This is a genomic window from Kordiimonas gwangyangensis DSM 19435 = JCM 12864 (assembly GCF_000375545.1).
Lineage (GTDB): Bacteria > Pseudomonadota > Alphaproteobacteria > Sphingomonadales > Kordiimonadaceae > Kordiimonas > Kordiimonas gwangyangensis.
In genome coordinates, this window is sequence record NZ_AQXF01000007.1 from 24,296 (window position 1) to 44,902 (window position 20,607).

Genomic DNA, 20,607 nt, shown 5'->3' on the forward strand with positions numbered 1-20,607 from the left:
GTGCTTCAGGCTGCTGCAGGTTCCGGAGTCGGCGTCAGTTCCATCGGCTTGCCGTAGAAACGCTTCGCGAGCTGCAGAAAGCGGGGCGCCATCACTTTACTGACATTTGCCATCTGCATCAGGCGCACAAAGGCTGGCGGGTCTTCAAGTGTCAGAATCTCGCGGATACGGTTGATGGGCAGGCCAGCTTCGAGCGCCAGCGCACTTTCCATGAACTGGTAACAACCACGGCTCGCAATCTCGAGTACCAGCAGGTAATTCAGGCGCCGGTCGTTGCGGAGGTCTGTGACAAAGGCGTGGATCTGGGACGGGCCCGCAGTCTTGATCTGTGCCCACAGCACTTCGACCTTGCTGTCGTCGCTGACTTTTTTCGCCACCGTGTCGGTAACGGCATAGTGTTCAACGAGCAATTCACGACAATGGTCGGAAACGTAAGAGACGATTCGCTCCACCACACGCAGTGGCAAGTCGCGGCGGCCACCAAGGTGGTCCATCAGACGTTTGTTCTCGGAGAAACGGTCCACAATCTTGTTGCAGGCCCCCTCGCCCAGCATAAGGCTGTCGTTCCGCACAAGGGACGCGACCGTAGGCTCGAGGCCGACAGTCGCCAGCTTGAGCTGGACGGCATCGGAGAGATCGGTGCGGCGCGCCACGACCACAAGGCTTGCTTCCTTGAGACCCGGGATCAGCCGCAGCCATTCCTTTTCAGAAAATACGTTGGTTTCGCTAAGGAAAGCGCCAGAAACGGTCTCTACATCGCGGGCAATTTTTTCAGCCAAATCCGGCGAGAGTACCTTGCATTTACGCAGCTCATACGCCAGCACTTCACGGACCTGCGCGCTGACATCCTGTGCCAGCACCCGTGCGACATTTTCAACGGTGGCGCGCTCCTCATTGACCTGCTCGGCAACAAGGAATTGGCCTACCCGCTTCGCGAGGGCCATTTTTTCCAGCTTAACCGTATCGATCAACATTGCGCTTCTCATGTTACTCGGTGCATTGGCTGCCTAGGCCAGCTTCAAGGATGACATGCCTGTATGTGAACATATCTCATGTAATCCTGAGGATTTCGTCAAGGAATGCGTAAAATCTTAACTAAGTATAAACCCTAGTAATTCCGCGGCTGACCAAAAAAAGAGGGGGCCGAAGCCCCCTTACAGTTGATGCCCGGAGGTTACCCTCCGACGCGAGAGATGACGTTGGCGCTACTCGTAGCGAAGCGCCCGGATTGGGTTGGTCTGTGCCACACGGATCGCGCGCGACGCCACTGTGGCCCAGGAAACCAGCAGCGCAAGCACGCCAGCGACCAGTGCCATGGCCCAGATGTAGCCACCGCCAAGGCGGTACTGGAAACCTTCAAGCCAGCCAGACATGACGTACCAGGCCACCGGCCACGCGATGATATTGGCGATCAGCACGGGGCGGGAGAACTGCCAGACCAGAAGCTGCACAATGTCGCGCACCCGCGCACCCAGTACCTTGCGGATGCCAATTTCCTTGGTGCGCTGTTCTGCGGTGAAGGACGCAAGGCCATAAAGACCCAGACATGCCACCACAACTGCCAGCACCGAGAAGGCCGCAAACATGGTCGCCTGCGCGTCTTCCGACTGGTACTGCGCCTCAATCATGTCATTCAGGAACTGGCGGCGCAGCGGCACCATCGGTGCCCGTTGCTGCCAGACATTCTCGATCTGATTAAGAAGGCCCGACACATCGTTGGTGGCAAAGGTAACGGTCGCCACATTGAAGTTTGCCGGGTTGTTCAGATAGATCGTTGGCCGCACACCGAACTTGAGCGAACGGAAGTAGATGTCCGGCACCACGCCGATGATCTCAAGATCATACTGGCCGGTGCGGAACAGGCTTGAGCGCAGCACACGGCCAACCGCATCCGTCGGTGAGGTGAGACCGAGCGAGCGCATGGCTGTTTCGTTAATGATCGCCGTGGCTGTACCAGTGCGGTTTTCCTCTTCCGGGATGACGCTGATCTCGTCCTTGCCGTAGGCGCGGTCGAACGTGCGGCCCGCAAGCGGCGTGATGTCATAGGCCTTGAAGAAATCATAGCCCATGGAGTGGTAGTTCAGGATGACCGAGTTACCTGACGTGCCCGCATCGGCACCTGCCAGAAGCGTGAAGCCGCCATTATTCTCGTTGTCCTGGCTTGGTGCCTCGCTCGAGAATACGACACTTTCAACACCCGGCAGCTTGCGAATGGCTTCAGCGATTGCTTCACCGTTTTCGCCAAGGCCGTCACGGCCCATGCCGAGCAGTTCAACCTTGTCCTTATAGGTGTAGCCAACGTCCATGTTGCGGGCATAGAGCGTCTGGGCATAAATCACCGCCGTACAGACAATAAGGCCGATGGAAATGGCGAACTGGAACACCACAAGCACGGTGCGGAACTTGCCCGCGCCGCCCACATCGGTGGACTTGTTGGCCTTGAGGATACGCGCCGGACGGAAGCGTGACAGATACGCCGCTGGATAGCTGCCCGAAAGCATCCCCACAACCACCGCCGCAACGATCAGCGTGGCGAAAAACGGCAGGTCCGTCAGCAGATTGAACTCAAGCGCACGGTCGATAGCGTCGTTATAGAGCGGCAGGAACAGCTCCACGCCCACGAGCGCCACGAGAAGGGCCAGAATGGCAACTGCCACAGCTTCACCGAGAAACTGACCAGCAACCTGCAGGCGTGATGCACCGAGCACCTTCCGGAGCGCCACTTCACGTGCCCGGCGGATGCCGCGCGCCGTGGAGAGGTTCATGAAGTTGATGGACGCGATAACAAGGATAAGGATTGCGACAATCGCAAAGGCATAAACAGCCTGCGCATCCCCCATCGGGTTAAGGTCACCCATGTTGCCAGCGTCCTTGCGGGCATAGAGGTGCAGGTCATGGAGTGGCATCACGTTCAGCTTTACCACGTCGGTCGGCTTCCCGGACATGCCGTTGTTTTGCAGTTGCTGTACAAACGGGCTTTCGTTGTCGACCCAGTACCAGATGCGTTCCTTGAGGTCTTCCGCCGTCACACCCGGACGCAGCTTGAAGTAGGTATAGGTGTTCACACTGTTCCATGTGTCGAGGATATTGGGCGCGTTCGCGAACATAGAGGGGTGCATGAACAGCAATAGGTCGAGCGACATATGACTGTTTTCCGGGATATTACGGAAAACGCCGGTCACCTGTGCTTCAACCCTGTTACCTTCCATGCAGCAGGCCGTCAGCGTTTCGCCAACCACGTCGGTACGGCCGAAATATTTGATGGCCATGTCTTCACTGATGACAAAATCCATCGGTTTGTTGAACGCGCTTTCCTTGGTACCCGCCACCAGCGGCAGGTCAAACACATCAAAGAAGCTGCCGTCCGCGAAGGTGACGGTTTCATCAAAGGCGCGGTCACCGCTCAGGATCGATGTATTGTTGCGCACAAGGCGCACACCGGCTTCTACTTCGGCAGAGGCGTAGTTTTGCACCGCTTCCATCATGCGACCGGCGGACCGGACTGTCAGGAATGGAGGGCGCCCCGGTGAATAGAATGCGCTATGGAGGCGCACCACGCGATCCCCTTCCGGCACCCAGCTGTCGTAGGTAAGCTCGTCCCGCACAAACAGCAGGATCATGATGCAGCTCATGAAGCCGATTGCCAGGCCCAGGATGTTGATGATGGAGAACATCCTGTTCTTGATTATGTGCCGCCATGCGGTCATCAGATAGTTTCTGAACATTTTCTTTCTCTCGCTTTGTTATTGTTTGTTCTGGTTTCTACTCATGACGAAGTGCTTTGATTGGGTTTGCCCGCGCGACCAGATAGGCATGGCCGATAACCGTCATCCAGCCGATGGCAAGTGCCGCCGCACCAATGGACGCGAAGGGCAGAAGGTCGAGCTCAATCCGGTAGGCAAAGCCGTTCAGCCAATCATTCAGGAAATAGAAGGCCGCAGGCCACGCCAGCAGGTTTGCAAGCAAAATGGGCTTTGAAAACTGCCACAGAAGCAGCTTTAGAATATCGCCAAGGCGCGCACCCAGTACCTTCCGGATGCCAATCTCCTTGGTGCGGCGCTCCGCCGTGAAGGACGCAAGGCCATAAAGCCCCATGCAGGAGATCGTCACTGCAAGAATGGTGAACATCAGAAGGACATCACTCAGGCGTGCTTCAGACTGGTATTGCTGCTCCACCATGTCTTCCATCACGCGGTAGCTAAGCAGTGTATCCGGAAAGGTTTCCCGCCAAGCCTGCTCAACCGAATTAATCGCGGCGTCACGGTTGCCGCCGTTGATCCGCACCGTCATGTCGGACTGGCGCATCTGGTCGATGTAATAGATGCCGGGACGGATGACGTCCCGCGCGCTATCGAAATGGAAATCCTCAACCACGCCCACGATGGTGGCATTCACCCGGAGCGTACTGCTGAGGTCCGTTGGCATGATCTGGCCGACAGCCGCATCAGGGGTCTCGAAGCCCAACAGTTTTGCCGCCATGGCATTGATAACGATATTGGCGTCCGGCCTGTATGAGGCATTTTCTTCGCGTTTGCGTAGAATGTCCGCTTCGGCGTCTGTCAGGTAGCGACCGGCAAGCAGCGGAATACGGTAGACGGAGAAGAAATCCGGCCCTGTGGGCAGGCCGTCCAGCATCACAGGCTCACCGCCATCAAGCGGGCGGATATGCAGGCGGTCCTCGCTGCCCTCCGTCGGGACGTCAGACGACCGGCCAACCGCTTCAACAAATGGGCTGGCAAGCAACCGCTGCTTGAAGGTTTCAGATTGGCTGCCGTTGGTGCCCGAAACAACGATCAGGTTGTCGGCAGAGAACCCCAGATCAAGCTGGCGCGCGTATTCCGTCTGTTGATTGACGAAGAACGCGATGATCATAAGCGCCACAGAAATCGAGAACTGCGCCACCACAAGGCCAGCCCGCAGGCGCGTTGTGCCAGCATCTGGCGACGTGTTGCTATAGAGCACGTCTCGCGGGCGTAGGAGCGCAAAATAGGTCGCATGCATGCTGCCTGCGCTCAGCCCCACACCGATACCAAGTGCAAGCAAAGCGGCGAGGAGCGCCGGGTCCTCCAACAGGTTCATCTGCACGAGCGAGGACAGGAAGGCGTTATAGTACGGCAGCGCAAGTTCGACGAGCGCGAGTGCGATCATGAGCGAGACCAGCGCAAGCAACACCGATTCACCTAGGAACTGCTGCAGAATCTGGCTACGGTTCGCGCCCAGCACCTTGCGCATGGATACTTCACGCGCGCGGTGCGCTGTGCGTGCCATCGACAGGTTAAGGAAATTGACCACCGCGATCAGCAGGATAAGCACGGCAACAGCAAGGAAGCCGTAGAGCACGTCCGCGTCGCCATTTTCGCCGTTCCCGTATAGGTGCACCCCTTCAATAGGCACCAACGACAGGGTCATGGACCAGTCACGGCCTGTTTCCATACCGTCCTGCCCCTTGGGCAGATGACGATCGACAATAGCCGGCAGCTCCGCACGGATAAGGCTCATGTCTGTGCCGGGAGCAAACCGCACAAAGGTCTGGCGAATGGCGAAACGCCAGTCTTCGGTGAACCAGCGCGCGCCGACAAAATACTCCCGGTTGAAGGGCAGAATGAAGTCGTGCACGACGATAGAATTCTCCTTTGGGCTCGCCACCACACCGGACACGACAAAATCCCTGAACTCATCGCCAATCCTGACGGAAATAACTTCACCAAGTGCAGAGCTGCCGGCGAAATATTTCTCGGCAGTACGCTGGCTGATCACCACATTCGACTGAGTGGCAAACGCGTTGGCCGCATTCCCCTCCAGAAATCTCATGCTGAAAAAGTCGAAGAAATTGGCATCCGCAAATAGGGTACGCTGACCAAATAGCTCGCCGTTGTTACGCACCGTCATCCCGGCATCGAAGTAGCGGGTGATGTCCTCCACCTCACGGAAGGTGTCGAAGAAGATATCCTTGAGCGGATCGACCGCATTGGGGCTTTCACGGTCAGGCTGGCCGGGGCGGGTGTAGGTGTTTTCCAGCCGGTAGATGTCCGAAGACCGGGTCCAATGGCTGTCCCAGCTAAACTCGTCACGCACAAAAAGCGTGATCAGAATGAAAGCCGCAAGGCCGACCGCAAGACCCGCGATATTGATGAAGGAAAACAGCTTGTTCCTCATCAAATTCCTGATCGCGATTTTCAGATAATTCTCAAACATCCCCAATGTCTCCGTTTCTATCCCGCTATCTGTGTGCGGCGCGTTGTGCGCCTTTTTCTATTCGTATCTGAGTGCGTTTATGGGGGTAGCGCGCGCCACCCTGACCGTGTGTCCGATGATGGTGATCCAGGCGATGGCAAGCACGCCGAGGCCCGCTATCAGGAATGGCACCGGTGAAAGCGCGATCCTGTCCACAAACCCTTCAAGCCAGCGGCTCAGGCTCCACCATGCAATTGGCCATGCGATGAGGTTTGCGAGCAGCACTGGCAGTGAAAATTGCCACAAAAGCAGCTGGACGATATTGAGGGTTCGTGCGCCCAGCACCTTGCGAATGCCGATCTCGCGCGAGCGGCGCTCGGTGGACAGGGCGGCGAGCGCATAAAGCCCCATCACAGCGATCACCACCATCACGCCACCGCTGAACAGCAGGAGCCAACCTTGCCGGCGATCCGTATCGTAAAACTGCGTGAAAGCATCGTCGGCAAACTGGCGATCGATGGGCAGTTCGGGGAAAAATTCCCGCCACGTGCGGTCAATCGCTGCAAGCGTTTGCGGCATGTTTTGCGGCGCTACCCGCAGGACGATATAGCGATATTCGGATGGCCCGACCCAATAGTAGGTTGCCATAGGCTCCGACCGCGCCGACCGGGTGCGCAGGTTGGCTATCACGCCAACAATGGTGGAGCGCACATCGCCCGGTGAATAGATCTCGTGCCCGATGGCATCCTCAGGCCTCTCGAAACCAAGGTCTTTGATAGCCTTCTCGTTCAGAATAACCGAAGCGGATGCAAGCGCGTTTTCCTCGACGCCGCTATCCGCAGAACGGTCTTTTGAGAACAGACGCCCGGCAAGAAGCTTCGCGCCCATCAATGGCAGCAACTCTTCCGAGACCGCTACCCTGCGCAGGCTTTTTTCCACACCGGTATCGGTACGAATGCCCGAATTGTTGGTATATTGGTTTTCATCCGGCATGTCGTGACTTGCAGCCACGGCTTCAACGCCCGGGACGCGCGCCAGCGCCTCCCGCAAAGCCGCCTCCCGCTCAAGGATCATGGGCTTGCTGATGCCACTGATCGCAACCAGTTGTTCGCTTTGGAACCCCTTATCAAGCGTACGGGCAAACTGGGCCTGCATGAACACGACAATACAGGTCACGAGGAGGCCGATGGTGGCAGCGAACTGCAAGATAACGAGCGAATTCCTCAGCCACACCCCGAGGGTGGGTTTCATACCAGACAGATAGTCAACAGGCCGGAAACGGGCCGCCACAAGCGCGGGATAAAGCCCACAGATGCACCCAACGATCACTGCGCCGCCCAGAAGGCCCGCGAGCATCGGCGAGGTGTAAATCAAATCCGATGTCAATGCGCGGTCCATAAGTTGGCCGAACATCGGCAGCATCAGTTCCGCAAGTGCGATACCAATCATCATGGCAACTAAGGTAAGGGCGACAGATTCCGCAAGCAATTGCACCACCAGTTGACGTCCGCTTGCGCCCAGCGCCTTGCGGATAGCCACCTCGCGAACACGTTTGATTGCCAGCATGGTGCCGAGGTTCGCAACGTTTACAGCCGCGATGCTGAGGATCAGAAGCGCCACGATGCCAGCAGCCCACAGCCGCACGATAGAAGCGCGACCGTCACCGCCGCTGATGTCGCCTTGGAGGTGAGCGTCAATCGCGCGGGTTAGGTGAAACTCATAGGACGGCTGGATGCCCTTATCTATTCTTTCCTGATACCGGTCAGCGGGGCCAACACGGCGCGCGAACTCATTGACATCGGCGGCCAGCACCTCAGGGTCGGTGCCTTCCGCCAAACGCACATAGGTTGGCCCCCAGAAGCTGCCCCACTCATGCCGTACCCAAGGCTGGTAATCGACAATCGGACCAGAGAAGGGGGCGAGCGCCCCAACCCGCAGGTCGGAGGCCACAGGCCAATCAGGCATGACGCCCGTGATCTTCATCGGGAAGGTGCCATCAATCCGCACGATCTGACCAAGTGCCGGGCTGTCACCAAAGAGCCGTTTCGCGTCACTTTCCTGAAGCACGAGAGAATCTGGCGACGAGAGTGCTGTTGCTGCATCACCTTCAATCAGCTTGATGCCCATAAGCTCAAAAACGTCCGGGTCGGCGATGGTCACACGCTGTTCGAAGGCTTTGCCATCCAGCGCGACTGCCACACTCTGGTTCAGGAAGCGGGAATAGAGCTCAATTTCCGGAAACTGTTCGGCAAAAATGAGCGCTGTGACAGGCGGAATACGATCCGAATTATAGGTAAAGTTACCGCCCCTGTCGTACATGCGGGTTTCAAAGCGCATGACCCGCTCGTTTTCCGGGATCCAGCGATCATAAGAGAGCTCGAAATTCACGTAGAGCAGAATGAGCAGGCATGCAGCAAGCCCGACCGCAAGGCCGAAGATGTTGATGAGGGTATATTGCCGGTAGCGCAGAAGATTGCGTAGCGCCGTCATCATATAGTTTCTGAACATCTTTTCCTCGCCTGTCTTTGACGTGTGCGTTTTATTTTTGTCAGGGCTACCAAAGCGGCCCCGACTTATTCGTTTGGTTACTCGTAGCGCAGTGCCTCAACCGGATTGGAGCGCGCGACACGGGCCGCATTGCCACCCACCGTTACCCACGCGATGGTGAGTGCGATGGCGCCGGCCACAATGCAAAGCGGCAGCAAGATCCAGGTATCGATCCGGTAAGGGAAGCTTTCGAGCCATGCGAGCATGGCGGTGATGGCGATCGGCCACGCGATAAGGTTGGCAACGAGCACCGGTTTGGAGAACTGCCACACAAGCAGCCGCACGATATCGGTGACACTCGCCCCCATCACCTTGCGGATACCGATCTCCTTGGTGCGGCGCTCGGCAGTGAAAGCTGCAAGGCCATAAAGCCCCATGCAGGCAATAACCACCGCCAGCATTGAGAAGAAGCTGAGCACTGCGGACATATGCACTTCCTGCTCAAACTCATTCGCGGATGCCTCGTCAACAAAGCTGTAAACAAGCGGTGTGAAAGGCGCGAACTCTTTCCAGGTTCGTTCGAGCTTCTCAATGAGATTGGAAGGCGAGCCTGTATAGCGCACCGTCAGGCTGGAGCCATATTCCGCAAACAGGCGGTAGCTTTCCGGCCCCTGTGGTGAGGTAAGCGACTGCGTGCGTGCATCTGCCACCACACCGATAATGCGGATCGGTGTTTTATCGTACCAGTAAACAACCTGATCCACTGCGTCCTGCGGGCTTGCAAAGCCAAACCGGTAAACAGCGTTCTCATTGATCATCATGCGGAGTTCAGGCAGCACTTCCATTTCCTGCCTGCCCTTGATGTGCAGGTCACCCTCGATGCTTTCATCGAAAGCCCGCCCGGCGATGACGGGAATGCCGTAGACGTCAAAGAAATTATCATCGAGCCAAAGTTCACCAATAACCATGTGATCTGCCGGGTTCGTTGTGAGACCAATACTGGTGAAGTTGTTGTTGCCGTCCGATGGTGTCTCCGACGAAATAGTGAGCGCCTTCACTTCAGGCAGACGCGATACCGCCTCCCGGAAGGGTATCATGCGCGCTTCCATTTCCGGACGGTTGATACCTTCAACCACCAGAAGGTTTTCGCGGTCGTAGCCCGGGTCAAGGTGCAGCACGTACCAGGTCTGGAAATAGATAACGATGGCCGCCACGATCAGGGTGATGGAGATAGCAAATTGGAAGGTCACCAGCACCTGCCGCAGGAACACGGCACCCCGGCTTTCTGATGATTTGTTCGCGAGCAGAATACGCCCCGGGCGGCTACCACTGATAGCAAAGGCGGGGTAGAAACCTGCGAGACCACCAACAAAAATGACGATTGTGCCCAGCACACCCCAATAGACAGGGTCGGCATAATTGATCGCGAGCGGCTTATCGAGGAAGCTCGAGAAATAGGGCAACGCAAGTTCAAGAAACACAATCGCCATGAGGATCGCGAGGATGGTGATGATGTAGCTCTCAAGCAGGAACTGCACGATCAGCTGCGGGCGACGTGCGCCCAGCACCTTGCGGAGTGCCACTTCCCGCGTGCGGCGGATGGCGCGCGCAGTAGCCAGGTTCACAAAATTGATGGCGCCAATGAGTACCAGCACGACGGCAATGGCAAGCAGCACATATACTTTGCGCGCGGTCGACATTTCATCAAAGGAAACCCAGTGACTATAGAAATCGCCAAAGAGCGAGGCTGAGTAGGCATAGTGGTCGGAGCCCGTGCCGCTTGGCACCTCGATAAATTTGTCCAGCATAGCAGGCGTCTGGGCGTTTATCTCGCCCACATCCACACCGTCCTTCAGCAGCAGGAACTGCGCGACGCTTGTTGAGCCCCAGTTGCGGAGAAGCCACTGCGGTTCGGCAAAAGCTTCTTCGTCCATCAACGCCAAGGCCTCAAGGTCGCTGACCATGCTGTTTTCGGGCAGGTCACGGTAGAGTGCGACGATCTGATAGTCGCGCTTCAAATTGAAGGTCGAGACGGTCAACACCTTGCCGATCGGGTCAGCCCCCTTGAACCAGCGCTCGGCGAACTTCTCGCTGACCGCAAGGCTGGATTTGTCCTCAAACGCCCGCTCAAGATCGCCCTTGATAACATCAAACTGGAAAATCTTGAGTGTATCGGGGTCAGCCCATGTGAGGGTCTCACCGCGGGCATCAGCGTCCTGCCGCACAGTGGCGCCCAGATAGCGCAGGCGTGTGGCCGCTTCGATCTTGTCCCCAAAATAGGACAGATAAGCGTCCTGCACACGGCCCGAAACGAAGTTCTCCTTCGCAAGCGGGTTGGACCCGGTGCGGAAGGTCATATCCACGCGGTAAAGGCGGTCGGAGTTTTTCCAGAACTGGTCATAGCTGAGCTCGAACCTCGCATAGAGGAGGATCAAGAGCGCGGCCATCAGCCCAACAGCGAGGCCGAAAATATTGATGGCGGAGAACAGCCGGTTTTTACCGATGCTGCGTATCGCGGTCAGGAAATAATTCTCGAACATGGTTGCCTCGCTGATGTTTGTTATGCCGGTTAGTCCGACTTGAATTTGTGTGGTGCGGGCCAACTCGCCGCCGGCCCGCAGCCTTTCGTTATTCGTAACGCAGTGCGTCGATAGGGTTGGAGCGCGCGACCCGTGCGGCGTTCCCGCCAACCGTTGCCCATGCGATTGTCAGGGCAATCACACCAGCCACCAGACACAGCGGCAACAGCACCCAGGCTTCAATCCGGTAAGGGAAGTTCTCAAGCCATGTGAGCATGCCCCAGATGGCAATCGGCCATGCGATCAGGTTTGCGAGCAGCACGGGTTTGGAGAACTGCCACAGCAGCAGGCGCACGATGTCAAACACGCTCGCGCCCATCACCTTGCGGATACCGATTTCCTTGGTGCGGCGTTCGGCTGTGAAGGACGCAAGGCCATAAAGACCAAGGCACGCAATCACCACAGCGAGGCCCGCGAAAATCGCCAGCAGGATGGACTGGTTCTCTTCCCTCACAAACTCCTCGGCCATCACGTCGTCAACATAGTCGTAGGCGAACGGCACTTCCGTGATCATCGACTTCCACAGCGCCTCAATGCGGCCAACTACTTCGGTCGGGTTACCCTCGTAACGAACATTGAGGTTGTTGAAGCCATAAGGCGCGAGGAAATACATTTCCGGGCGCATGACTTCACGCACTGATTGGAACTTGGTGTCCGGGATAACACCGATGATGGTGAACTCGGCCTGACGGCCATTGCCAACGCCCATCTTCACAATTTTACCAATGGCATCCTGCGGCGACGCAAAACCAAAGCGGCGTACCGCCCCTTCATTGACAATGAGGTTGCTTTGCAGCAGCGCACCTTCTTCCGCCGCAAAACCGTTCGGCGATACATCGAGCGCATACTCCCGACTGTAGGCACGACCCGCGAGCATCGGGATCTCATAGGTATCGAAAAACTCATAGTCGATACGGTGGGAGCCGATGAGTACAGAGCGCTCGCCCTCCTCGCTCGGAACACGCACGGTGTTGTTGCTCTCATTACCGCTTGCAGGCGCATCGCTTGAGAAGGCAACCGACTTCACACCCGGCAGGCGCGCAACCTGTTCCTTGAAGGCATCGCGCTTGTCGATAGCGCCACTGCGGCCCGTATTGCGCACAACAATCAGGTTTTCCTTGTTGAAGCCCGGGTCCATATTGGTGGCATAGACCTTTTGGCCGTAAACAACGCCGGTGGACACAATAAGCGCGATGGAGATGGCAAACTGCATCACCACCAGCACATTCCTGAGCCGCGCCGAACCTGTGGATTCCGACGACTTGTTCGCCTTCAGAACGTAAGCCGGGCGGAAACCCGAAAGGATCAGTGCCGGATAAACACCACCAAGCACGCCGACGATGGCAACAAGCCCCAGAAGGATCGAAATGGTGAGCGGGTCGAGATAGTTAAACGTCAGTTCCTTGTCCACGAAACCGCCAAACGATGGCAGCATCACTTCAACCAGCACCACACCAAACACCAGGCCGATGAGCGCGATGAGTACAGATTCGCCAAGGAACTGGGTCACGAGCTGACGGCGCTTGGCACCGAGCACCTTGCGGAGCGCCACTTCACGGGCACGCTGCGTGGATTTTGCTGTGGCAAGGTTCATGAAGTTGATGCAGGCAATCACGAGGATCAGCCCGGCAATGGCGGAGAATGTGATGACCGTCGCCATATCCCCCGTCGCCTTCATCTCACCGTCCCGCGCACCAGCCGGATCTAGCTGGATATCCGTAATCGGCTGCGTGGAATAGTGGATATAGTCTGACGATTGGCCGCCCAGTGCAGCATCCGGGATTTCGATGAACTGATTGGTGAAGCCATCCAGACGCTGGTTGATCGTCTCAACCGACACACCCGGTTTCAGGGTGAAGTAAACATAGTTGTTCACGCTGAACCACTGGGTGAATTCCCATTCCTGATCGACGAAGTCTTTTTCGTCAATCATGGCCATGCCCTGAAACTCAAGCACCGTATTGTGCGGCAAGTCTTTATAGACCGCGCCAATGCGGTAATCGCGCTTCAGGCTATAGACGCTGAGGGTCAGGGTTTGGCCGATGGCGTCTTCCTCACCGAAATATTTGCGTGCAAATGTCTCGTTGATGGCAAGGCTGGCATTGTCATTGAGCGTACGGCGCAGGTCACCTGCCACCACGTCAAAGTCAAAAATGTCGACCGTTTCAGGGTCGGTCCACATCAGGATTTCGCTGAAGACATCCTGTTCTTTCTGCATCACAACACGCATGGAGTTGAAACGCGTCACATGCTCGACCTCTTCCGGAAAGTAGGTTTTGAGCGCGTGTTTAGTGGGGCCTTGCGCCATCACCGTAACAAAAGGCTCGCGCCCCGGAGGGTTGAACGTGGTGTTCAGGCGGTAGATGTTGTCAGCCTTCGACCAGAAGCGGTCGTATGACAACTCATCCCGCACAAACAGCATGATCATGATACAGGCGGCCAGCCCCACAGCCAGGCCAATGATGTTGATCGCGCTATAAAGCTTGTTCTTGAATAGGTTTCTCAGCGCGACATTTATATAGTTCTGGAACATTCCTCGCTCCCGCTGTCGTGTTTTTTTATTTTTATACTCTTAGACTGCCGCGCGTAGATTCTCCGTCACGACATGGCCGTCAAAGAGGTTGATGGTGCGGCGGGCATAGTCGGCGTGTGCCGGGCTGTGCGTAACCATAACAATCGTTGTACCTTCCTCATTGAGCGACTGGAGCATCTCCATCACTTCCTGGCCGTGCGCGCTGTCGAGGTTACCGGTCGGCTCATCCGCGAGGATCATTGCCTGATCACCCACCACCGCACGGGCAACCGCCACACGCTGCTGCTGACCACCGGAAAGCTGGCTCGGCATGTGCTTGGCGCGGTGTGCGATACCAACTTTGTCCATCACGTGAGCCACACGTTCGCGGCGTTCGGATGCCGGAATGTTGTGATAGAGAAGGGCGAGTTCGATATTCTCCTCAACCGACAGCTCGTCAATGAGGTTGAAGCTCTGGAAAATGAAGCCGATGTGCTGCTTGCGAATGTTGGAGAGCTTGGCTTCACCGTAGGGCGCCACATTTTCACCCATGAAAATATAGTCGCCGCTTGACGGGCTATCGAGCATACCGATGATGTTGAGAAGCGTGGATTTACCACAGCCCGATGGGCCCATGATGGCAACAAATTCGCCGCTCTCGATCTCGATATTCACGCTATTGAGCGCTGCGGTTTCCACTTCGTCCGTGCGGTAAACCTTCGAGAGATTGTGCAGTTTAAGCATTCCGTGTTCCTTTCCTCGTGCCCTGTTTCAATGTTTCGGGCTTCTTGAATTTACGGGGTTTGAGCGGCTCCCTATCCTCGCATGAGCCACCCAAACCACGCCTCGCGTCGTGTCTCGGACCTTTTAGTTTTCGCCATCCAGCTTGAGGCGGTCCATTTCCACAAAGCCGGTGTAAGGTGATGTCACTACCCGTTCGCCAATATCCAGGCCGTCGATAACTTCGATGTAGTTGTTGTTGCGGCGACCGAGGCGAACGTTGCGTTTGATCGCTTCCGAGCCATCAGGCGCCACCACGAAGACCCAGTTGCCACCCGTATCCTGATAGAAGGCACCGTTCGGGACCAGCTTCGCCTTCGTCGCGTCGCCAAGGGTCAGTTTGGCCTGAAGGGTCTGGCCGCGGCGGATACCGTCCGGCTGCTCGCCCTCAAAAACAAAGTCCACTTCAAACTGGCCGTTGGTTACTTGCGGATAAATCTTCGCGATGGTCATGCGGTATTCTTCGCGGCCACGCTCAAACAGCGCTTCCTGCCCAAGGTCCACACGGCCAAGGTAAAATTCGTCAATGTTCGCGGTCAGTTTATAGTTGTCCGGGTCGTCAATCTGGCCGAGGCGACCACCACGGGTGATGCTTTGGCCGATTTCCACGTTGAAACCGGAGAGCTTGCCATCAACCGGCGCGCGCACATTCAGTGCCGCCAGGTTCTTGCGGGCAAATTCAAGGCTTGCTTCAAGCTGCTGACCAGAGTCTTGCAGGAATTTGAGCTGAGTTTCCTGCATGCGCGCGTCCGTCGCCTGACTTTCAAGCGTTACGGCGCGGCGCTTCTGGTAATAGTCGAGCTCGTCCTCGGTCTGATCAAGTTGCATCTGCGATACGGCGTTGGTCTTGATCAGCTCACGCTCACGCTGGACCTGACGCTCAAGCCGTTTGATCTGGTAATCCAGCTCAACAAGGTTGCGTTTGTGATCAAGGCGGTTCTGTTCAAGGCTCAGCTCAATCGAGCGCATGTTGTTGAGCTGCTCGGTCACCAGTGCCTCGTTCCGCGTTACCTCAAGCTGGAGCGTGGTGTTCGAGAGCTCCACAATCAGGTCACCCTTCTTGAGCATGGCACCGTCTTCAACGAGCACACGCTCAACGCGCCCGCCCTCAATAGCGTCAAGGAAAACGGTTTTAAGCGGGGTTACCCGGCCGCGAATGGGGATGAAGTCCTCAAACGTGCCTTCCGACACTTCTGAAACCACGATCCGGCCTTCGTTCACTTTGAAACTACGGCCGCTTGAAGCGTCCATCACCACTGAAGCGATCAGCGCGACGAGCCCTACGGCACCGGCCGCGATGCCTATTTTCTTCCACGGCTGTTTTTTCTTTTCGACCCTGCGGTCCATGCCCGAGCCTGTAACAGCACCCCCCGGTGTACGGGTTGCACCGCCATGCATCGAAACTGTGTGATCTGTTTTTTTCTTTTGTTCCATATCGGTCACTGTACCCATTGCTGTCTTCCGTGTCCGGCGTTTCTGCCCTAGGCCTTTCCATCCGCAAGGTCCGTGCCACAAATTAAGATATTGATTTTAAATGATTTAATTTCAGGTGTGCGATAATGAACACAAATCACTGTACGAAATCGAACACGCTGTGTACGCTATCGAACAACAAAACAAACAAACCGGACGAGGACAGATTTCATGGCAGGCAAGGACGGCAAGATCCTTATCGTGGACGACGATGAGGACATTCTGGTCGCGGGCAAACTACTGCTGAAGCGGCACTATGGCACCGTAGTCACATGCAACAAACCAGAGCATATTGAAGAGCTGATGGCGGCGCACGACTTTGATGCCATTCTGCTTGATATGAACTTCGGCCCGGGCGAAAGCTCAGGCGATCAGGGCTTCTTCTGGCTCGCCCGCATTCTCGAGATCGACCCGCAGGCCGTTGTGGTCATGATCACGGCGCACGGCGGCGTGGGCGTGGCGGTTGATGCCATGAAAAAAGGCGCGACCGACTTCATTGCCAAGCCGTGGCAAAACGAAAAAGTCGTCGCCACGCTATCCGCCAGCGTGAAGCTGCGCCGCAGCCGGTCCGAGGCGGAAGAACTCAAGAAAACCAACCGCACACTTGTGAAAGCCGTGAGCGAACCCAAGCAGCCCATCCTGGGCGCGAGCCGCGCCATGCAGGATGTGATGAGCATGGTGGAACGCTCCGCCCCCACAGACGCCAACGTGCTGATCCTCGGCGAAAACGGTACCGGCAAGGAGCTGATTGCGCGGGAGTTGCACAGCCGCTCCTTGCGCGCTGACAAGGTATTCATGTCGGTTGATCTGGGTGCCGTGACAGAAAGCCTGTTCGAGAGTGAACTGTTCGGTCACAAAAAAGGTGCCTTCACTGATGCGCGCGACGACCGGGTTGGCAGGCTACAAGCCGCGCACGGCGGCACACTGTTCCTTGACGAGATTGGCAACCTGCCCCTGCACCTTCAGGCAAAGCTGCTGACGGTGCTGGAGCAGCGCAAGGTGACACCCGTGGGCTCGGACCGCGCGTTCCCTATCGATGTGCGTGTCATCGCAGCCACCAACGTACCCATGGGCAAACTTCGGGACGAAGACGTGTTCCGACAGGATTTGCTCTTCCGTCTCAACACCGTGGAAATTACCCTGCCGCCCTTGCGGGCACGGGCGGACGATATCCCGGAGATCGCTGATTTTTATGTCGCACAATATGCGCGCAAGTACGGGCGAAGCGNAAAGCGGTTCTCGCCCACCGCGCTCGATGCCATCAAGGCATACGCATGGCCCGGCAACGTGCGTGCGCTCAGACACGCGATTGAGCGGGCGGTTATCCTGTCGGAAGGGGATATGTTCGAACCGCAGGATTTCCAGTTTGACGCACAGCCAAACCAGGCCGGTGACGTAGCAACCGTGAAGACGGAAGCGCCGGTTAACATCGCCGCGCCAGATGCGGACGCAGACCTCAACCTCGAACGCCTCGAACGCCGTGCGATTGAGGAAGCACTGAAGAAGCACCGCTACAACATCAGCCATGCCGCCAAGGATCTGGGGCTCACGCGCGCGGCACTCTACAGAAGGATGGAAAAGCATGGGCTTTAAAAAATTCAGCCTGATGCTGGCCGGCCGGTTGGGGTTGATCATGATCTCCCTTCTGGCGCTCACCTATCTTGTTGCCATTCCCGGCTATCACGCAGCAACGCTTCTGGTGTTCTTTGTTGTCTCAGGCCAGACGTGGGAGGTGTTCACCTTTGTCTCCAAAACCAACGCGGAGATAACACGCTTCCTTGATGCCGCCCGCTACGCTGACTTCAGCCAGCGCTTCAATCTGCACAAGCTTGGTGCCGGTTTTGGCGAACTCGGTGAAACATTCACCGATATTCTCAACCGCTTTCAAGCCGCCCGGTCCCATCAGGAAGAGGAACTGCGGCACCTCAAGGCGCTGATTGAGCATGTGCCAGTGCCATTGATGTCCATCCATGCTGACGGCACGCTCGTGCTCTGGAACAATGCAGCGCGCCGCCTGTTCGGCAGTGCGCATGTCACCCGCGCCGCCGACCTTGACCAGTTTGGTGAAGAATTCGGCAAACAGGTGCGCGGGCTTGAAGCTGGTGACCGCCGCCTCGCCACCTTCACAAGTGACGACATGAACCAGCAACTGGCCCTCGCCGCAACGCAGATCATCATTGGCGGCGCCAGTGAAAAGCTAATCAGCCTCCAGAACATCCAAAGCGAACTTGACGTCGCCCAACTACAAGCATGGCAGGACCTTGTGCGTGTATTGACGCACGAGATCATGAACTCGATCACCCCGGTAGCGAGCCTCGCAAAAACCGCCGTCGATTTGGTGGAAGACATATCTGACAAACTGCAGGGCAATGAAGAGCTGGTTGAGGAACTGGGCGATGTGAAAGACGCTGTACAAACTGTCGCGCGTCGGTCTGATAGCCTGATGCAATTTGTCTCAAGCTACCGTCGCCTGACCCGCCTGCCCCCGCCCGAGAAAACCCTCATCCGCCTCGATGACCTGTTCGCGAGCGTCGCCAAGGTTGCCACCATCGGCTGGGAGGAAAAGGGCATCGGCTTCTCATCGATTATCGAACCGGCGGAACTGGATGTCACTGCCGACCGTGACATGATTGAGCAGGTGCTCATCAACATGCTGCGCAATGCCGAACAGGCGATGGAGGGGCGCAAAGGGGCGGCGCTTACGCTCGCCGCGCGCCTCAACCGTCGTGGTCACGCCATCGTGGAAGTGGCCGACAATGGCCCCGGCATCCCGGCAGATATCGCCAAGAAAATCTTTGTACCCTTCTTCACCACCAAACGCGACGGCAGCGGCGTCGGCCTCGCCCTCACCCGGCAGGTGATGATCGCACATGGTGGTAGCGTGAGCGTAGGTGAGCGCGAAGGCGGCGGCGCCAAGTTCACCTTGACGTTCTAGCCGTTCAGCTTTCCTTTTTCGCGGACAAGACCAGCGAGGTGTTGGTCTTGTTCACCCCGTTGATGGCGAGGATGAAATCGAGCGTCTGGTCGATCTCTTCCATTGTCGGCGCTTTCACGATCGCAATCAGGTCAAACTCACCGCTCACCACATAAAGTGTCTTGATCGGTGCGTGGGTTTTCATGAGTCCAATGGCCTGCTGCGCATATTTCTGGTCGATCGACAGAAGCACATGGGCGGAGATGAGTTTGCCCTCATAATCCTCATGCTGTTTGACCGTGAAACCGGCAATGATCTTGCGGTCAACAAGCTTATTGATGCGGTCCTGCACGGTAGAACGCGACAGGCCCAGCTTGCGCGCAAGCGAAGACGTTGCCTCCCGGCTGTTGGCCGTCAAAAGCTTCAATAATTTCTCGTCTGTCGCGTCCATCATGCCTTCCCACAATTGCCATCATTATGCCGGAAAATAATAACTTAATCCGTTAAATTGACGGAATGATTATACCAAATCGCTATTCAAGGCCATCATTTTCACGATTACACTTTGATGAGGGACGGAACACAAGTAACGAGTGGTGGAATGAAAAAGCAGACGCTTTGGCTTCGGGACGAAGCCCGCAAAACCGAACGGCGCACCCCCCTTCTCCCCGATGGGGCGCGGGCGCTGATGGATGCCGGTTTTAACGTGGTCGTGGAAAAATCCGCGAAACGCATCATCACCGATGCGCTATATGAAAATGCCGGCTGCACGATGGCTGAGCCGGGCGCGTGGGTGGATGCGCCCAAGGACGCGGTAATCCTTGGCCTCAAGGAACTGCCGGAGCAGCCTGAAACCCTCAAGCACAGCCATATCTATTTCGCACATGCCTACAAGTGCCAAAGCGGCTGGCAGCATACGCTGAACCGTTTCCTCAAGGGTGGTGGCTCCCTCCTCGACATCGAATATATGACCGACGAGACCGGCCGCCGTGTTGCCGCTTTCGGTTACTGGGCTGGTTATATGGGTGCCGCACTTGCGCTCCTGCAGTGGTATGACCGCAAGGCGGGCCGCGCGTCCTACATCATGGACGGCCTCAAGCCATTTGAGAGCGCCAAGGCACTGGATGACCTCATTCAGTCCCGAGCCCAGGGTATAGAAAAACCAAAAGCGCTCGTGATCGGTGCATCGGGCCGTAGCGGCACAGGTGCCGCCGGCATTCTGGAGCGTCACGGCATTGAAGTTACGCGCTGGGGCCGCAAGGAAACCACGGAGCTAGACCGCGATGCAATCCTTGAGCACGACATTCTGGTCAACTGCGCTTTTGTTGCGGACCATATTCCGCCGTTTGTGCGCGCAGAGGACCTGAAAGCAGGCGTGAACCTGAAGGTCATTTCCGACGTGTCATGTGACCCGTTCAGCGACTATAATCCGCTGCCGCTCTATAACGCGCCGACAAGCTGGACTGAGCCTGCGATCACCCTTGATACCGATGCTGGTAAAGTGGATTTGATTGCTATCGACAACCTGCCCTCTTTGCTGCCGACCGAGGCGAGTATAGAGTTCGCGGGCATGATGCTGCCACACCTGCTGGCGCTGAAAATTCGCGGTGACAGCACGGTATGGAAAGCATGTGACGCCGCCTTCCAGCGCGCGTGCGCTAAAATGACCGAACGCAAGGCTTCCTGAC

General features: G+C 56.8%; 12 protein-coding genes. 3 read left to right on the plus strand and 9 right to left on the minus strand.

Annotation, left to right across the window (positions count from 1 at the left end; all coding sequences use genetic code 11):
* Positions 1-5: 5 nt before the first annotated feature.
* From B150_RS0117950 to B150_RS0117985, 8 genes are all read right to left on the minus strand, one after another.
* Entirely contained in the window at positions 6-974 is a 969-nt protein-coding gene (locus B150_RS0117950) for a DUF2336 domain-containing protein (protein ID WP_020401336.1), read from the minus strand.
* Positions 975-1,205: 231 nt separating this feature from the next.
* Positions 1,206-3,725 (minus strand): ABC transporter permease, encoded by a 2,520-nt coding sequence (locus B150_RS0117955; RefSeq protein WP_025896690.1) that lies wholly within the window; start codon positions 3,723-3,725, stop codon positions 1,206-1,208.
* A 37-nt stretch (positions 3,726-3,762) separates the two neighbouring features.
* Positions 3,763-6,195 (minus strand): ABC transporter permease, encoded by a 2,433-nt coding sequence (locus tag B150_RS0117960; protein WP_020401338.1) that lies wholly within the window; start codon positions 6,193-6,195, stop codon positions 3,763-3,765.
* A 57-nt stretch (positions 6,196-6,252) separates the two neighbouring features.
* Positions 6,253-8,682, minus strand: a complete 2,430-nt coding sequence (locus B150_RS0117965; protein ID WP_020401339.1) for an ABC transporter permease — start codon at positions 8,680-8,682, stop codon at positions 6,253-6,255.
* A gap of 77 nt (positions 8,683-8,759) precedes the next feature.
* Positions 8,760-11,201: an ABC transporter permease gene (locus B150_RS22750; protein ID WP_020401340.1), complete on the minus strand. Its 2,442-nt coding sequence runs from the start codon at positions 11,199-11,201 to the stop codon at positions 8,760-8,762.
* Between the two features lie 88 nt (positions 11,202-11,289).
* The gene (locus tag B150_RS0117975; protein ID WP_020401341.1) at positions 11,290-13,773 is read right to left on the minus strand and encodes an ABC transporter permease; all 2,484 of its coding nucleotides are present in this window, start codon (positions 13,771-13,773) and stop codon (positions 11,290-11,292) included.
* 39 nt (positions 13,774-13,812) lie between these two features.
* Entirely contained in the window at positions 13,813-14,496 is a 684-nt protein-coding gene (locus B150_RS0117980) for an ABC transporter ATP-binding protein (RefSeq protein ID WP_020401342.1), read from the minus strand.
* 123 nt (positions 14,497-14,619) lie between these two features.
* Positions 14,620-15,984, minus strand: coding sequence for an efflux RND transporter periplasmic adaptor subunit (locus B150_RS0117985; RefSeq protein ID WP_020401343.1), 1,365 nt, complete (start codon positions 15,982-15,984; stop codon positions 14,620-14,622).
* 192 nt (positions 15,985-16,176) lie between these two features.
* On the opposite strand from B150_RS0117985, the gene B150_RS0117990 reads away from it, so the two are divergent.
* Positions 16,177-17,598, plus strand: coding sequence for a sigma-54-dependent transcriptional regulator (locus B150_RS0117990; RefSeq protein ID WP_020401344.1), 1,422 nt, complete (start codon positions 16,177-16,179; stop codon positions 17,596-17,598).
* Positions 17,588-18,940, plus strand: a complete 1,353-nt coding sequence (locus B150_RS0117995; protein ID WP_020401345.1) for a sensor histidine kinase — start codon at positions 17,588-17,590, stop codon at positions 18,938-18,940. Before B150_RS0117990 ends, B150_RS0117995 begins: the two co-directional genes overlap by 11 nt.
* A 4-nt stretch (positions 18,941-18,944) precedes the next feature.
* Here the strand turns inward: B150_RS0117995 and B150_RS0118000 are convergent, their stop codons facing one another.
* Complete coding sequence (locus tag B150_RS0118000; RefSeq protein WP_025896683.1) at positions 18,945-19,373, minus strand: Lrp/AsnC family transcriptional regulator; 429 nt, start codon at positions 19,371-19,373, stop codon at positions 18,945-18,947.
* A gap of 147 nt (positions 19,374-19,520) precedes the next feature.
* On the opposite strand from B150_RS0118000, the gene B150_RS0118005 reads away from it, so the two are divergent.
* Entirely contained in the window at positions 19,521-20,606 is a 1,086-nt protein-coding gene (locus tag B150_RS0118005; RefSeq protein ID WP_020401347.1) for a saccharopine dehydrogenase, read from the plus strand.
* The last annotated feature ends 1 nt before the right edge of the window (position 20,607 follow it).

Bases quoted from the DNA above. Each gene is read 5' to 3' on its own strand.
- B150_RS0117960 (WP_020401338.1), bottom strand. From the start codon at position 6,195: ATGTTTGAGAATTATCTGAAAATCGCGATCAGGAATTTGATGAGGAAC.
- B150_RS0117980 (WP_020401342.1), bottom strand. From the start codon at position 14,496: ATGCTTAAACTGCACAATCTCTCGAAGGTTTACCGCACGGACGAAGTG.
- B150_RS0117965 (WP_020401339.1), bottom strand. From the start codon at position 8,682: ATGTTCAGAAACTATATGATGACGGCGCTACGCAATCTTCTGCGCTAC.
- B150_RS0118000 (WP_025896683.1), bottom strand. From the start codon at position 19,373: ATGATGGACGCGACAGACGAGAAATTATTGAAGCTTTTGACGGCCAAC.
- B150_RS0118005 (WP_020401347.1), top strand. From the start codon at position 19,521: ATGAAAAAGCAGACGCTTTGGCTTCGGGACGAAGCCCGCAAAACCGAA.
- B150_RS0117950 (WP_020401336.1), bottom strand. From the start codon at position 974: ATGTTGATCGATACGGTTAAGCTGGAAAAAATGGCCCTCGCGAAGCGG.
- B150_RS22750 (WP_020401340.1), bottom strand. From the start codon at position 11,201: ATGTTCGAGAATTATTTCCTGACCGCGATACGCAGCATCGGTAAAAAC.
- B150_RS0117995 (WP_020401345.1), top strand. From the start codon at position 17,588: ATGGGCTTTAAAAAATTCAGCCTGATGCTGGCCGGCCGGTTGGGGTTG.
- B150_RS0117985 (WP_020401343.1), bottom strand. From the start codon at position 15,984: ATGGGTACAGTGACCGATATGGAACAAAAGAAAAAAACAGATCACACA.
- B150_RS0117955 (WP_025896690.1), bottom strand. From the start codon at position 3,725: ATGTTCAGAAACTATCTGATGACCGCATGGCGGCACATAATCAAGAAC.
- B150_RS0117975 (WP_020401341.1), bottom strand. From the start codon at position 13,773: ATGTTCCAGAACTATATAAATGTCGCGCTGAGAAACCTATTCAAGAAC.